This is a genomic window from Xanthomonas axonopodis (genome assembly GCF_001304695.1).
In the GTDB taxonomy this organism is placed as follows: domain Bacteria; phylum Pseudomonadota; class Gammaproteobacteria; order Xanthomonadales; family Xanthomonadaceae; genus Xanthomonas; species Xanthomonas axonopodis.
Genome location: NZ_JFAQ01000231.1, coordinates 1 through 15417, shown reverse-complemented (window position 1 = coordinate 15417; position 15417 = coordinate 1). Strand labels below are relative to the sequence as shown.

The 15417-nt window shown below is 61.7% G+C and carries 12 protein-coding genes; 5 read left to right on the top strand and 7 right to left on the bottom strand.

All coding sequences use genetic code 11. The features are described from left to right. Positions 1-208: 208 nt before the first annotated feature. Together sucD and sucC are read right to left on the bottom strand one after the other, a co-directional pair. Entirely contained in the window at positions 209-1084 is an 876-nt protein-coding gene (sucD, locus tag XAXN_RS18125; protein ID WP_005921370.1) for a succinate--CoA ligase subunit alpha, read from the bottom strand. Positions 1085-1108: 24 nt separating this feature from the next. After that, positions 1109-2278, bottom strand: coding sequence for an ADP-forming succinate--CoA ligase subunit beta (gene sucC, locus XAXN_RS18120; protein WP_054320571.1), 1170 nt, complete (start codon positions 2276-2278; stop codon positions 1109-1111). 230 nt (positions 2279-2508) lie between these two features. On the opposite strand from sucC, the gene XAXN_RS18115 reads away from it, so the two are divergent. Continuing rightward, entirely contained in the window at positions 2509-4122 is a 1614-nt protein-coding gene (locus XAXN_RS18115) for a sensor histidine kinase (RefSeq protein WP_054320570.1), read from the top strand. A gap of 269 nt (positions 4123-4391) precedes the next feature. Then, the gene (locus XAXN_RS18105) at positions 4392-5846 is read left to right on the top strand and encodes a sigma 54-interacting transcriptional regulator (protein WP_206416685.1); all 1455 of its coding nucleotides are present in this window, start codon (positions 4392-4394) and stop codon (positions 5844-5846) included. 324 nt (positions 5847-6170) lie between these two features. Here the strand turns inward: XAXN_RS18105 and pilB are convergent, their stop codons facing one another. The 5 genes from pilB to XAXN_RS18080 form a co-directional block, all read right to left on the bottom strand. Further along, the gene (gene pilB / locus XAXN_RS18100; RefSeq protein ID WP_054320568.1) at positions 6171-7904 is read right to left on the bottom strand and encodes a type IV-A pilus assembly ATPase PilB; all 1734 of its coding nucleotides are present in this window, start codon (positions 7902-7904) and stop codon (positions 6171-6173) included. Between the two features lie 34 nt (positions 7905-7938). Continuing rightward, on the bottom strand, positions 7939-9468 hold the full coding sequence (locus tag XAXN_RS18095) for a spermine/spermidine synthase domain-containing protein (protein ID WP_054320567.1): 1530 nt from the start codon (positions 9466-9468) through the stop codon (positions 7939-7941). Continuing rightward, the gene (locus tag XAXN_RS18090; protein ID WP_241148197.1) at positions 9438-10007 is read right to left on the bottom strand and encodes a spermidine synthase family protein; all 570 of its coding nucleotides are present in this window, start codon (positions 10005-10007) and stop codon (positions 9438-9440) included. Before XAXN_RS18090 ends, XAXN_RS18095 begins: the two co-directional genes overlap by 31 nt. Before the next feature lie 70 nt (positions 10008-10077). Continuing rightward, positions 10078-11703 carry a phosphoethanolamine transferase gene (locus tag XAXN_RS18085; protein WP_241148196.1) on the bottom strand — a complete coding sequence of 542 codons (1626 nt, stop codon included), beginning with the start codon at positions 11701-11703 and terminating at the stop codon, positions 10078-10080. 104 nt (positions 11704-11807) lie between these two features. Further along, on the bottom strand, positions 11808-12221 hold the full coding sequence (locus tag XAXN_RS18080; RefSeq protein WP_054320565.1) for a pilin: 414 nt from the start codon (positions 12219-12221) through the stop codon (positions 11808-11810). A 355-nt stretch (positions 12222-12576) separates the two neighbouring features. Between XAXN_RS18080 and XAXN_RS18075 the strand changes: the two genes are divergently transcribed. The 3 genes from XAXN_RS18075 to coaE are packed head-to-tail and all read left to right on the top strand — an operon-like array spanning position 12577 to position 15328. Then, on the top strand, positions 12577-13830 hold the full coding sequence (locus XAXN_RS18075) for a type II secretion system F family protein (protein ID WP_054320564.1): 1254 nt from the start codon (positions 12577-12579) through the stop codon (positions 13828-13830). A gap of 6 nt (positions 13831-13836) precedes the next feature. Further along, positions 13837-14700, top strand: a complete 864-nt coding sequence (locus XAXN_RS18070; protein WP_054320563.1) for a prepilin peptidase — start codon at positions 13837-13839, stop codon at positions 14698-14700. A gap of 13 nt (positions 14701-14713) precedes the next feature. Then, on the top strand, positions 14714-15328 hold the full coding sequence (gene coaE, locus XAXN_RS18065; RefSeq protein ID WP_054320562.1) for a dephospho-CoA kinase: 615 nt from the start codon (positions 14714-14716) through the stop codon (positions 15326-15328). The last annotated feature ends 89 nt before the right edge of the window (positions 15329-15417 follow it).

The window sequence follows — 15417 nt, the reverse complement described above, 5'->3', positions numbered from 1 at the left end:
TGTTCAGAGCTTCCCTAATGCTGCTGATGCTGCACAGTTGTAGCTCCCATCGCCACAACACTCACACCTGCGCTCGCCACTCCCTTCTCCCGCTTGCGGGAGAAGGTGCCCGAAGGGCGGATGAGGGCAAGCTCCCACGCACCAACAGCAAAAAAGGCCGCCCGAAGGCGGCCTCTCTGACACTCACACGCTTGCGCGCGGGGCCTGCTTACTTCACCAGCGCAGCAATCGCCGCACCCAGATCGCCCGGCGAACGGACAGTCTTGACGCCGGCAGCTTCCATCGCCGCGAACTTGCCTTCGGCCGTGCCCTTGCCGCCCGATGCGATCGCACCTGCGTGGCCCATGCGCTTGCCGGCCGGCGCGGAGGCACCGGCGATGAAGCCGACGACCGGCTTCTTGACGTGGTTCTTGATGTACTCGGCACCGGCTTCCTCGGCGTCGCCGCCGATCTCGCCGACCATGATGATGCCTTCGGTCTGCGGGTCTTCGTTGAACAGCTTGAGGCAGTCGACGAAGTTCAGGCCGTTGATCGGGTCGCCACCGATGCCGATGCAGGTGCTCTGGCCCAGGCCCACTTCGGTGGTCTGCTTGACCGCTTCATAGGTCAGCGTGCCCGAACGCGACACGATGCCGATCTTGCCCGGCTTGTGGATGTGGCCCGGCATGATGCCGATCTTGCACTCGCCCGGGGTGATCACGCCGGGGCAGTTCGGCCCGATCAGCACGGTGTCCGGATGCGAACGGGTCAGCACGTTCTTGACGCGCAGCATGTCCAGCACCGGGATGCCTTCGGTGATGCAGACGATGACCTTGATGCCGGCCGCAGCCGCTTCCAGGATCGCATCGGCCGCGTACGGCGGCGGCACGTAGATCACCGAGGCGTCGGCGCCGGTGGCCTCGACCGCATCGGCCACGGTGTTGAACACCGGCAGGTTGATGTGGGTGGTGCCGCCCTTGCCGGGCGTCACGCCGCCGACGACCTGGGTGCCGTACTCGACCATCTGAGTGGCGTGGAAGGTGCCCTGCTGGCCGGTAAAGCCCTGCACGATCACCTTGGTGTTCTTGTTAATCAAAACGGACATGGATAATTCCTTCGGTGTCGTGGATCAGGTGGCGTTCTTGACAGCTTCAACGACTTTCTTGGCACCGTCGTTGATGTTGTCGGCCGGGGTGATAGCCATGCCGCTATCGCGCAGCAGCTGCTTGCCTTCTTCCACGTTGGTGCCTTCCAGGCGCACCACGACCGGAACCTTGACGCCCACTTCCTTGACCGCGGCGATGATGCCTTCGGCGATCATGTCGCAGCGGACGATGCCGCCGAAGATGTTGACGAAGATGCCTTCGACCTTGTCCGAGGACAGGATCAGCTTGAACGCCTCGATGACGCGCTGCTTGTTCGCACCGCCGCCCACGTCCAGGAAGTTCGCCGGCTCGCCGCCATTGAGCTTGATGACGTCCATGGTCGCCATGGCCAGGCCTGCGCCATTGACCATGCAACCGATGTTGCCGTCCATGGTGACGTAGTTGATGTCCAGCTCTGAAGCGGTCACTTCGGTTTCGTCTTCCTGCGTCTTGTCGCGCATGGCGACCAGCTGCTTCTGACGGAACGCGGCGTTGTCGTCGCTGTCGAACTTGCCGTCCAGCGCGTACAGGTTGCCGTCGTCCAGGATGGCCAGCGGGTTGATTTCAACCAGCGCCAGGTCCTTTTCGTTGAACAGGCGGTACAGGTTCACCATGATGCTGGCGAACTGGCCGGCCTGCTTGGCGTTCAGGCCCAGCTTGAAGCCGAAATCGCGGCCGTGGTAGCCCTGCACGCCTTCGACGAAATCGACGTTGAGCGCGTGGATCAGCTCCGGCGTTTCGGCCGCCACCTGCTCGATCTCCACGCCGCCTTCGGACGAGGCGATGTAGGTGATGGTCTTGGTACCGCGGTCGACCAGGATCGACAGGTACAGCTCCTTGACGATCTCACCGGCCGTGGTCACCAGCACCAGGTTGATCGGCAGCTCGACGCCGGCGGTCTGGTAGGTGGACATCTTGGTGCCGAGCATCTTGGCTGCTGCGGCCTTCACGTCGTCGGTGGTCTTGCAGAACTTGACGCCGCCAGCCTTACCGCGGCCGCCCGCGTGGATCTGCGCCTTCACCATCCAGGGGCCCTTGCCCAGGGAATTGGCGACTTCAACCGCTTCGTCCGGCGTCGCCGCGACCTTGCCGGCCGGAACGGGGATGCCGTACTCGGCAAGCAGCTGTTTTGACTGGTATTCGTGGAAATTCATGCGTCACCGTGGGAAAAGGAAACGACCGCTGCGTGCAACGCAGACCGCCGGGGCGGCACGTCATGGGACGCGAACGGGCCGCCTATTGTGGCCGACCACGCCGTGCGGCGCAAAATTGCCCGGGTTGGCCGCCCGATCGCAGCGCTTGCGCGCAAACTGACTCTTTGCGCAAGCGCTGCGCGGACCGCGCACCTGCCTATACTCGCGGCTCTCTCCAGCGAGGAATCGGCTTGGCATCCATCGCATCGCTCATCGCCCGGATTCAGTCCGCGCCGCAGCGCGAGCTGTACTTTTTCTCGTTGTACCGGATGCTGGTGGCCGGCCTGATCGCCGCACTGGTGTTCAGCCCCTTGTCCGACGCCATCCCCGAGCCGCGCTACCCGCGCCTGGCCGCCGGCGTGGCGATCGGCTACCTGTGCATGGCGATCCCGCTGCTGTTCTGGGGCCGCGGCGAACGCCGCCTCACCCCCAGCGTACTGTGCGCGGTGGTGGCCGATATCCTTGCCGCCACCCTGGCCACGCACGCCCTGCCCGGCGCCAGCGCCGGGATTGCGATGATGCTGCTGTTCAACGTGGCGGCCGCCTCGATCCTGCTGCGGCTGCGCTACGGCATGAGCATCGCGGTGCTCGCCAGCGCCGCCATCCTGCTGGAATACCTGTGGACCCTGCTCGAAGGCGGCGGCGCCACCCGGCCGGTGGCGGAGCTGGCGATGTTTGCCACCAGCTACGTCGCGGTGGCCTTCATCTGCGAACAAATCGCCGCGCGCGCCCGTCGCAACCAGATGCTGGCCGAAGAACGCGGTGCCCAGGTCGCCAACCTGTACGAAATCAACGAGCTGATCATCCGGCGCATGCGCACCGGCGTCCTGGTGGTGGACGCCCATAACCGCATCTCCCTGGCCAACGAGGCGGCCCTGGCCCTGCTGGGCGATGGCGACCAGCGCAATATGCCGGTGGACCTCTCGCTGGTCGCGCTCACCCCGGAACTGGCGCACCGGCTGAAGCGCTGGCGCAGCGGCTGGCGGCAGGAAGAAGCCCCGCTGCAACTGGGCGCCGACCGCCCGGAAGTGCAGCCGCGCTTCGTGCGCCTGCTCGCCGACAGCGACCTGGTGCTGGTGTTTCTGGACGATGCCACGGTGGTGTCGCGCCGCGCCGAGTCGCTGACCCTGTCGGCAATGGGACGCTTCTCGGCCAGCCTGGCGCACGAGATCCGCAACCCGCTGGCCGCAATCAGCTACGCCTCGCAGTTGCTGGAAGAATCGCCGGACATCGGCGATGCCGACCGGCGCCTGCTGCAAATCATCCACCAGCAATGCCAGCGCACCAACGGCATCGTCGAAAGCGTGCTCGCACTGGCGCGCCGGGAACGCGCCACCCCGGACAATCTTGACCTGGCCGCATTCGTGCGCCGCTTCGTGGTCGAATATCGCCAGACCTTGTCGATGGAAACCGACATCCTGGAGGCCAGCATCCAGGGCAGTTCGGTGCATGCGTTGGTCGACCCCAAGCACCTGCATCAGATCCTCACTGCGCTGGTGCACAACGCACTCAAGTACGGCCGGGTGATGGACGAACCGGCACGGGTCAGGCTGCACGTCGAGCGCCTCGACCGCATGGCAGTGATCGATGTGATCGACCGCGGCCCAGGCATCCCGGAAGCCGTGGCGGCACAACTGTTCCGCCCGTTCTACACCACCTCCGAGCATGGCACCGGCTTGGGTCTGTACATCGCCCAGGAACTCTGCCGCGCCAACCAGGCGCAACTGGAATACGTCTCGGTCCCCGGCGGCGGCGCGTGCTTCCGGATTTCGTTGCAAGGACCCAACGGATTGCTCGGCAAGTGAGTACTTGGCTGTCGGCTGAGTAGGATGCCTGATGCGGCGATATCGAGCAGAGCGGCAACTTGTTCGATAGCAGAACGGTGCAGTTAGCGAAGGCGCAAACGCCACGCGACACCTGGCTTGCAGGGCTTGCGGGCGTACGCAAGCAAGGCTTTCGTAGGCAGACACGTTTGGCAACGCAGCACATCGACAGCCCCGCATCGTCGACTAGCATCGGCGCCCTGCAAACGCGCTGAAAACCGCAGTGATGCGCCCGCGCAGCAGGTGAATCGTTGGGCCGCCACCTGCTCGACAATTGTCGGCCATCATCACGCTGGGCTATCGTGCGTCCCATGAACGAACCCAAAAGCGCACTGGTTGTCGACGACGAGCGTGATATCCGCGAGTTGCTTGTTCTCACCCTGGGCCGCATGGGCCTGCGCATCAGCACTGCTGCCAACCTGGCCGAAGCGCGCGAGTTGCTGGCCAGCAATCCCTACGATCTGTGCCTGACCGACATGCGTCTGCCCGACGGCAACGGCATCGAACTGGTCACCGAAATCGCAAAGCACTACCCGCAGACGCCGGTGGCCATGATCACCGCGTTCGGCAGCATGGACCTGGCGGTAGAAGCGCTGAAAGCCGGCGCCTTCGATTTCGTCAGCAAGCCGGTCGACATCGGCGTGCTGCGCGGCTTGGTCAAGCACGCGCTGGAATTGAACAACCGCGACCGCCCCGCTCCGCCACCGCCGCCGCCGGAACAGGCCAGCCGCCTGCTTGGCGACTCCAGTGCCATGGAAAGCCTGCGCGCCACCATCGGCAAGGTGGCGCGCAGCCAGGCGCCGGTCTACATCGTCGGCGAATCGGGCGTGGGCAAGGAGCTGGTCGCACGCACCATCCACGAACAAGGTGCACGTGCCGCCGGCCCGTTCGTGCCGGTCAACTGCGGCGCCATTCCCGCCGAGCTGATGGAAAGCGAATTCTTCGGCCACAAGAAGGGCAGCTTTACCGGCGCGCATGCCGACAAGCCCGGGCTGTTCCAGGCCGCGCACGGCGGCACCTTGTTCTTGGACGAAGTGGCCGAATTGCCGTTGCAGATGCAGGTCAAGCTGCTGCGCGCCATCCAGGAAAAGTCGGTGCGACCGGTCGGTGCCTCCAGCGAATCGCTGGTGGATGTGCGCATCCTCTCGGCCACGCACAAGGATCTGGGCGACCTGGTCTCCGACGGCCGCTTTCGGCATGACCTGTACTACCGCATCAACGTGATCGAGTTGCGTGTGCCGCCGCTGCGCGAACGCGGTGGCGACTTGCCGCAGCTGGCCGCTGCCATCATCGCGCGCCTGGCGCACAGCCACGGCCGCCCCATTCCGCTGCTGACCCAATCGGCGCTCGATGCATTGAATCACTACGGCTTCCCCGGCAACGTGCGCGAACTGGAAAACATCCTCGAACGCGCTCTGGCCCTGGCCGAAGACGACCAGATCAGCGCCACCGACCTGCGCCTGCCCGCCCACGGCGGCCACCGTCTGGCCTCCCCCCCTGGAGGCGCCGCAGCCGAACCGCGCGAAGACGTCGTCGACATCGACCCCGCCTCAGCCGCGCTGCCGTCCTACATCGGGCAACTGGAGCGCGCCGCGATCCAGAAGGCGCTGGAAGAAAACCGCTGGAACAAGACCAAGACTGCTGCGCAGTTGGGCATTACGTTTCGTGCGCTGCGTTATAAGTTGAAGAAGTTGGGGATGGAGTAGCTGGGCCGGGATTTGGAATCGGGAAGTCGGGATTAGTGATGCAGGATGCCGGCTGCGGAATGCTGAAAGGGTTTGAGAATGCGGAATGGTAGAAGCGCTGTAACTTGGACTGCCCTGGCTGGACCGACGCCAGGCAGCCAGCAGTACACGCGCGGCCTGCCATCCGCCTACCTGATCTCGCTCATGATCCGCACTGCTACCCATTTCGCGTCCGCCCCAGAAACACCGAAGCGCGAATCAGCCAAATACCAGCCCGCGACAAACGTCGCAAAACGTCCTTCTCCCGCCAGCGGGAGAAGGTGCCCGAAGGGCGGATGAGGGCGTTTAGTCCTTGGTCACCCGGTTGATCTCTGCCAGGCTGGTGACCCCATTCGCAGCCTTCATCAACGCCGATTGACGCAAATCGCGGATACCAATCTTCTGCGCCGCCTCGGCGATCTGCATCGCATTGCCGCCTTCCAGCACGATCGCACCGATCTCGTCGGTCATCGGCATCACCTGGTAGATGCCGGTACGCCCCTTGTAGCCTTCGGTGCACTCGTCGCAACCGACCGCTTCATAGAGCTCGATCTTCGCAACTTGCTCTGGCGTAAATCCTTCCGCGAGCAGCGCATGCTCCGGCAAGGTCGACTTGCGCTTGCAGTTGTTGCACAACCGCCGTGCCAGACGCTGTGCGATCACCAACGTCACCGACGAAGTGATGTTGTACGGCGCGATACCCATGTTCATCAAACGTGCAATGGTCTGCGGCGCATCGTTGGTATGCAGCGTCGACAGCACCATGTGACCGGTCTGCGCCGCCTTGATCGCAATCTCGGCGGTCTCCAGGTCGCGGATTTCGCCGACCATGATGATGTCAGGATCCTGGCGCAGGAACGAGCGCAGCGCAGCGGCAAAGGTCATGCCCCGCTTGACGTTCTGCTGCACCTGATTCACGCCCGGCAAGCGAATTTCGACCGGATCCTCAGCCGTGGAGATATTGCGCGTCTCGTCGTTGAGGATACCCAGCGCGGTGTATAGCGATACCGTCTTACCCGAGCCAGTCGGCCCGGTCACCAGCACCATGCCGTAGGGCTTATGGATCGCATCCAGGAACAGCTTCTGCTGATCCGCCTCATAGCCCAGCTTCTCGATGCCCAGCTTGGCCGCACTGGCATCAAGGATACGTAGCACCACCTTCTCACCGAACAGGGTCGGCAAGGTGCTGACACGGAAGTCGATCTGCTTGGTCTTGGACAGGTTGAGCTTGATGCGCCCGTCCTGCGGCACCCGCTTCTCGGCGATATCCAGCTGCGACATCACCTTCAGACGTGCCGCTATGCGCTGGTTCAGCTTCACCGGCGCCTTCGCCACGTTCTTCAGCAGTCCGTCGATGCGCAAGCGCACCCGATAGTCGTCTTCATAAGGTTCGAAATGGATGTCGGAGGCTCCCCGCCTGATCGCATCCACCAGCACCTTGTTGACGAACTTCACCACCGGCGTGTCGTCGCCCTTGGCATCGACCCCGGAATCCCCGCCGGCGCCCATGTCCTCGTCGCCGGTCGAGACGTCCAGGTCACCCATCTCCTCGTCGTCGTTGCCAAGCGACGAACCCAACGACGCATTGCTGGCCTGCCACTGTTCGAGCGTCCGGCGGATCTGATCCTCGTCGACGAGGATTGCCTCGACCACCAGATTCGTATGGAACTTGATGTCGTCCAGCGCGCGAGTCTGGGTCGGATTGCTCACCCCCACGAACAACCGGTTGCCGCGCTTGAACAGTGGCAGCACCTGGTGCTTCTGGAGCAACTCTTCGCTGACCAGCTTCACCGCGTTCTGGCTGGCGTCGAACGCCGACACATCCATCAGCGGCATGCCGAACTCGACTGCGTTGGCGGCAGCGAGCTGTGACGCCGACACCAGCTTCTTCTCGGCAAACCACTGCGGCAGCGGCACCTTGGCAGCGGCCGCCTGTTCCATCGCCGTCCGCGCAGCGGCTTCCTCCAGGGCGCCATCCTGCACAAGGCGACGAGCGATGCCGGTGATGCCAACGAGGTTGGTGGTAGCTACTGAATTCATCGTTTGATTCCCGCTGATGTCCCCATCTCCCCGATCATCGGGATGATGCTCCATATTTATACTCGGTCAACATTCTCAAATCAGTATTGACCTCGACTGGTCGCCCGGCCCGCTCTTCCATCACATCAATGCCTACGAGATCGGCCGCGGTGACCTTCCGCACAGCGGCCACATCAGACGCATTGGCCGGATCAAAGACCGGCCGGCCATTCATTCGGGTCGCGTAAATGGCTTCGCCACCAGCGCGAAGCGTATCGCGGAAGTCGCGCCGTGACATGATGACACTGTTGCCAAACAGATAGGCCTGCGGAAACTCCGAAGCTGCCGTCTTGAGGACCTCTGGAGACCCGGTGGCATTCACCAACGCTACGCCTGAATCGGACAGATGCGCGCCAATCAGGCGAAAGAACTCCTGCGAGAGAAGCATCGTCACACCAGAACGCCAGTGGAAGGTACTGTTTACCACGACCGCATCGTAGCGCGCGCCCTCTTGTGCCCTCAACCAGCGACGACCGTCGTCGATATGGATGTGGACACGCGGATCCTGCAGGATCGGCGCGACCTGTGGGTGACCGGCGATCAACTCGAGATAGCCCGGATGGATCTCGACAACGTCCACGCGCTCCACAGTCGGGAATGATGCAATCACACGCGTCCAGCTGCCGCCGCTAAGACCGATCACGAGCACACGCTTGGGATTCGGCACAGCTGCCATGGCTGCATAGACACGATCGATCTTGTTGCTGTTCAATCGCAGATCGACATTGATCCGCCCGTCGTACACGTTGCCGCCAAATACGATGTCTCCTTGTGGGTCGGCGATCGTATGGATGATTCCTTCCTTGCGCTCCAGCAGCCAGGCGGCCTGAGCCCCTCCTCCCGTCGCCATCACGATGCGGCTGGCAAGCGCCGGCAATGCAGGCTGGAGTACAAGTGCCGCAATCGCGACCACCACTGAAGGCACAGCCAGTAGGCGAAGGCCGGCCAGCCACATCCCTGCCAACGCGGTGACAGTGGCGACGCCGACGAAGAGCTGCTCCATCGCCATCACATCCATCAGCCAGAGCGTGACGATCAGTGGACCGAGGGTACATCCCGCCACATTGGCGAAGTAGACCTTGGAGAATGACCCCCCTTTCCACGCTACTGCATCATTGCTGCCCAGATGGTGCACCACCGGGAACAATGCACTCTTCAGCGCAGCGGTTGCGATCACCAGAGGCAGCATTGCCACAGTCACGGGAAGAAAACCGATCCCCCAAGAAAACAGGAAAGGGGCGGCGATATCGACCAGCGCGGACAGCAACAGCACGAGCGACGCGCGACGCCTGATGTCCAGGACCCGGCCAACGCACAGGCGGCGCCCCAGCTGCGCTCCTATCGCGATACCAAGAAGATACAACGCGAGGATCATCGCGAAGGTCTCTGGTAGACCACCAGTCGCGAATCCCGCAAGCCGCACCCACAGCACCTCCTGCACCAGACTCGCCGCGCCCACAAGGAAAGCAACACCCCGCGGCATCCATTTCAAGCTCATGCCGCCGCCCTCCGTACCAGAAACCATCCGCCGAGGGCGACCGTTGCATTGATGGCTGCCGCCAGCCAGGTCACCTGCCGCAAGTCCATGATATGAAAAAGATAAAGACCGGTCCCGATGGCCCCCGATGCCGCGCCCATCGTATTAGCGAGATAAAGCGAGCCTGTCGCCTCACCTACGTTGCGAACAACCCGGTCCAGCAGGATCACCAGAATCGGCAAGGTCATCCCCATCAAGGTTGTCGGCACGATCAGCGCAAACAGTGCACCAAGCACGACGACCCCATGCCCGAGCCCACCAGCATGCATCATGACCAGATCGATCACAGCGACACTGCAAACGCCATAACACGCAATACCAAGCTCCACTGCGAGGAACCATCGCAGCGGACTTATGGCACGGTCCGCAGCCCAGCCCCCGATCAGCGCCCCGACCCCAAGCCCTAGCATGAATACCGAGACGATGACCGCGACAGACAGCGTGTCCGCTCCCAGACCCGAAAAAAGGACACGCTGCCAGCTCACCTGATAGATCAATGCCGCAGCACCGGAGAGGAAAAACAACACGCCCAAGGATGAAATCCACCCCGTTTTCCTGGACACATTCGTTGATGAACCGTTCAACACGGACTCCTATTCAGTGACAGCGGGGAACATCGAGCGGCAGCAACGCGATATCGAGCGGGATACCAGGCTCTGCCGAGGAAAAATCGTGAGACTGGCGGTAGCCAGGCACGTCGATACCCGCCAATCGGGTCGTGGTGTCGAAGACCATGGAAGTGGATAGCATCGCGCTGGAATTCGCGCGGAGATTTCGAACGGCCTCCGGCGCGTGCTTGAGGTAGGCCTCAGATCCCCACCATACCGCCGCGACGTGATGGGTCGCTGGTGATGATTGGCCGTGGCCGCTTTCGGCGCGACAGTCATCGAACAGCGCCTCGCCGTGATCGGCGACATAAAACATCCAGGATGCAGCATCAAGTTTCCCGAGCTGACCGATCAGGCCATCAAGGAAGCGATCGGTGGCGCGGATCGAGTTGTCGTATCCATTGACCAGGTACTCCTTATGATCCGGGTCATACAAGCTGGCATCGCCATGTTCCGGTTTGTCCGGCAGGAAGACCGCATCCTCGGGGCGGTACCGGTCCCGATAGCGGAAATGACTACCCATTGTATGAATCACCAGGAACAGATCGCGCTGGTCGGCGGCAAGGAGACGCCTGACGTGCGGCAGCAGATCCTCGTCGCGGACGCCTGCGTGGCGATAGTCGACCGGGCTGACAAAGCGCACCTCATCGGCATCCTTGGCCAGAACCGTAATAGGCGAATCATGGAACCCCATCGGCGCCTGATTGGAGAGCCACACCGTGTGATAGCCGGCTTCGCGGGCCGCCTGCAGCAGCGAGCGCTCACCGAAGGTCGCTTCGACCGAACCCGGCGGCTTGCGGCTCAGAATCACGGGCACCGACAGCCGGGTGAAGGTGGCCCGCGAGTAGAACCTCGTAAAGCTGATCAGGTCATTGCGACGCGAAAGCCGAGGCGTGCTGTCACGGCTGTAGCCGTTCAGCGCCCAATGATCGGCTCGACCTGTCTCGCCGATCACCAGCACATGCACACGCCGGGGCCCGCCCCCCACCACCGAGCGGCTGGCTCCGAACCGAAAGCTTTCAAGGCCGGCATCAGCAGCGACCAGTTCTCGACGCTGCCGGAAATACTCCCAGATGACCAACGGCATCCCCGTCGGGTACCCCCGCCGCAAGGCCTCCATGCGTTCCAAGGATGGCTGATCGAAAGCAGCCCCACCCGGCGTCTCGTGCCAGCCTTCGAGTGCAACGACGATTGCCAGCAGCGCCGCACACACGCCACCGCCAAATAATGCAAGCCGCCTGCCCGGCCATCGCAAAAGTTGAGGCGGCCATAGCATCAGCCCTGCCCAGATCACAACAATCAGTCCCCAGCCAAACAAAAGGCGTACAGGCACCGAGTGCAGCAACGGCAAAGCTTCGCCACTGGTGGTCTCGGAGACCAACGCGAGCGCGTTGACGTCCACCATTCCCCCGAAGCGCAGCAGCATCTCCACCTGCAGAATCGCGCCGACACTGATGAGTGCCAGCCACGTGCAGGTCAGGCGCGGCAGCCTTCGTAACGTCGAAACAGAAATACTCAACCCAGCCACGCCATACAGCACAGAGATCAGCGTGCCCTCCCTGCACACAGCAAGCAGCACAGCGAGTGGGGACAGAATCCCCACCACCAGAAGCACCACTCCAACCGGCGTATATTTCCCCCAAGACACGATGCCCTGCCCCCCCATAAAAAGAAGCCCCGCATTGCGGGGCTTCTTTGAACACTTCTACAGAACGACTATTAGGTGCCCGAACCGCGGCATTCGGCCGGCAGGTACTTAGCCGCGCTGGCAGACGCACAAGTCCACCGGATGCCAGCGTCCACAAGGGTCGGAGTGTAGGTCAGAACGACGCCTGCCGCCTTACTCGTACCAGTGACAGTGATAACACCGGTGGCACACGCCAGGGAGGCAGTGTTCGCCGTGGCGCTAGTAAACGTCGCAACTCCGCGACAAGCATTAGCATTAATCGCATTCTCATTGGCAATATTCTCACCAATCGTCGCCTTGGCACCGGAGGCGAGCACAGCCATTTCAGAGACACGCGAGCGGATGGTGTAATCCTGGTAAGCCGGCAGCGCGATGGCAGCCAGGATAGCGATGATCGCGACCACGATCATCAGTTCGATAAGTGTAAAGCCTTGCTGCTTCTTCATGGATGCATCCCCTAGAGGTTGTGAGTTTACCGAAATCTCCGGCCCGGGCACTTGGCGCACCTGAGCAGGGCGTGTTGTGCGAATAGGTACATGCAGATTACGTGCCAATCAGCCGTACCCGTTCATTTTTTCTCCCCGGGGCAAATGATGCCAGGCATTTCGGCAAATGAAAGCTCTTCTGCCTTCAAGTGCGACCGGGATGACCATGTGACGCGCAAGGTCAGATTCCGACTACGAGTGGTCACTTCTCAGGACGCCGCAGGTTCATTGATCGATATGATGCCCTTGGCTAGCAAACACGCTACCATCACTGCGTATTCCGGCCTGGGGATGGCTGGATCTTTGGGGAGCAAACATGTCAGTCGCGCGTAGCGCCATCAAGAAGCAACCAGTCGACCGGAACACCAGCATGCTGCAGACCTTCATTTGGGAAGGGGCTGACAAGCGTGGCGTGAAGATGAAGGGAGAGCAGGCAGCCCGTAACGCCAATATGTTGCGAGCAGAGCTGCGCCGCCAGGGCATTACGCCCACTGTCGTCAAGCCCAAGCCACTTTTCGGCGCTGCCGGCAAAAAGATCAGTCCCAAGGACATCGCGTTTTTCAGTCGTCAGATGGCAACCATGATGAAGTCCGGCGTTCCCATCGTAGGATCGCTCGAGATCATTGGCGAGGGACACAAGAACCCGCGAATGAGGAAGATGGTCGGCCAGATAAGAACCGATATTGAAGGCGGCTCTTCACTACATGAAGCGATCAGCAAGCATCCGGTGCAGTTTGACGAGCTCTACCGCAACCTCGTCCGCGCGGGAGAGGGCGCAGGCGTGCTGGAGACCGTGCTAGACACAGTCGCCAATTACAAGGAAAACATTGAGGCCCTGAAAGGCAAGATCAAGAAGGCGCTCTTTTACCCCGCAATGGTCGTTGCAGTTGCCCTCATTGTCAGCGCAATCTTGCTCATTTTTGTTGTCCCACAGTTCGAAGAAGTCTTTAAAGGGTTTGGAGCCGAACTTCCCGCGTTTACGCAGATGATCGTTGCGACATCTCGCTTCATGATCAGCTACTGGTGGATAATGCTGCTCGTCATTGGCGGCGCGGTTACCGGCTTCATATTCGCTTACAAGCGCTCACCTCGCATGCAACATGGGATGGATCGCCTGATTTTGAAGGTGCCCGTCATCGGTCAAATTATGCATAACAGCTCCATCGCAAGATTTGCGCGTACGACCGCCGTGACCTTCAAGGCTGGCGTGCCGCTTGTGGAAGCACTTGGCATTGTTGCGGGGGCCACTGGCAACAAAGTTTATGAAGAAGCAGTGCTACGCATGCGTGACGACGTGTCGGTCGGCTATCCAGTCAACATGGCCATGAAGCAGGTCAACCTGTTCCCACACATGGTGATCCAGATGACCGCAATCGGTGAAGAAGCAGGCGCACTGGATGCCATGCTTTTCAAGGTTGCTGAGTACTTCGAGCAGGAGGTCAACAATGCGGTGGATGCGCTTAGCAGTTTGTTGGAACCGATGATCATGGTGTTCATCGGTACCATCGTCGGCGGCATGGTCATCGGCATGTATCTTCCGATCTTCAAACTCGGCGCAGTAGTTGGATAAGACGTAATGGCATTTCTCGACCAGCATCCCGGTCTCGGCTTTCCTGCCGCGGCCGGACTGGGACTGCTGATCGGCAGCTTCCTGAACGTGGTGATCCTACGCTTGCCCAAGCGCATGGAATGGCAGTGGCGGCGCGATGCGCGCGAGATCCTGGAGCTGCCGGACATCTACGAGCCGCCACCGCCGGGGATCGTGGTGGAGCCTTCGCATGACCCGGTCACCGGCGACAAGCTCAAGTGGTGGGAGAATATTCCGGTCCTGAGCTGGGTGATGCTGCGCGGCAAGTCGCGCTACAGCGGCAAGCCGATCTCGCTCCAATATCCGCTGGTGGAGTTGTTGACGTCGATTCTCTGCGTAGCCAGCGTCTGGCACTTCGGCTTCGGCTGGCAGGGCTTCGGCGCGATCGTGCTGAGCTGCTTCCTGGTAGCGATGTCGGGCATCGACCTGCGGCACAAGCTGCTGCCGGATCAGTTGACCCTGCCGCTGATGTGGTTGGGTCTGGTCGGCTCGATGGACAACCTCTACATGCCGGCCAAGCCCGCCCTGCTGGGCGCAGCAGTCGGTTATGTGTCGCTGTGGACGGTGTGGTGGCTGTTCAAGCAACTCACCGGCAAGGAAGGCATGGGCCACGGCGACTTCAAGCTGCTGGCCGCGCTCGGCGCCTGGTGCGGGCTGAAAGGCATCCTGCCGATCATCCTGATCTCCTCGCTGGTCGGCGCCATCCTGGGCTCGGCCTGGTTGGTTGCCAAGGGCCGCGACCGCACGACCCCGATTCCGTTCGGCCCCTACCTGGCCATCGCCGGCTGGGTGGTGTTCTTCTGGGGCAACGACCTGGTGGACGGCTACCTGCACTTCGCGGGTCTGCGTTGACCCTGGCACGACGATGAGTGATTTCATCGTCGGCCTCACCGGTGGCATCGCCTCCGGCAAAAGTGCCCTGGCCGCCGAGTTCGAAAAGCTGGGTGTGCCGGTCATCGATGCCGATGTGGTTGCGCGGCAAGTCGTGGAGCCCGGCCCCATTCTCGACGCCATCGTGGAACGCTTTGGCCGAGCCATCCTGCTGCCAGATGGCACACTGGACCGGCAAGCGTTACGCAAAATCGTCTTCACCGATCCGATGCAGCGGCTAACGTTGGAAGGCATCACTCACCCAGCCATTCGCTTCGAATTGCAGCGTGCGGCACTGGCAGCCGACGGCTTGTACGCCATCGTAGCCATCCCTTTACTTGCTGAAGCTGGCGGACGAAAAACATACCCTTGGCTTGATCGCATTCTTGTCGTCGATGCCCCCCTGCCAGTGCAGCACGAACGTGTTATGCGCCGCGATGGCGCGACTGCCGAGCTTGCAGATCAAATAATCGCTGCACAGGCCTCGCGCGAACAGCGACTGGCTATTGCCGATGATGTCATCAGCAACGACGCTAGTGCAGATTGGCTAACGCAGGAAGCGCGCAGACTGAATATACGTTATCGCACTGCTTCGCATAGACCAAATTAAGTAACCTGATTAGCTCTATCCCTCAGCCATGAAAGTTGCTTGCCATGCGCAAAACGCGCTCTGGGCAAGCTTTACAGCGCATCAGCGCC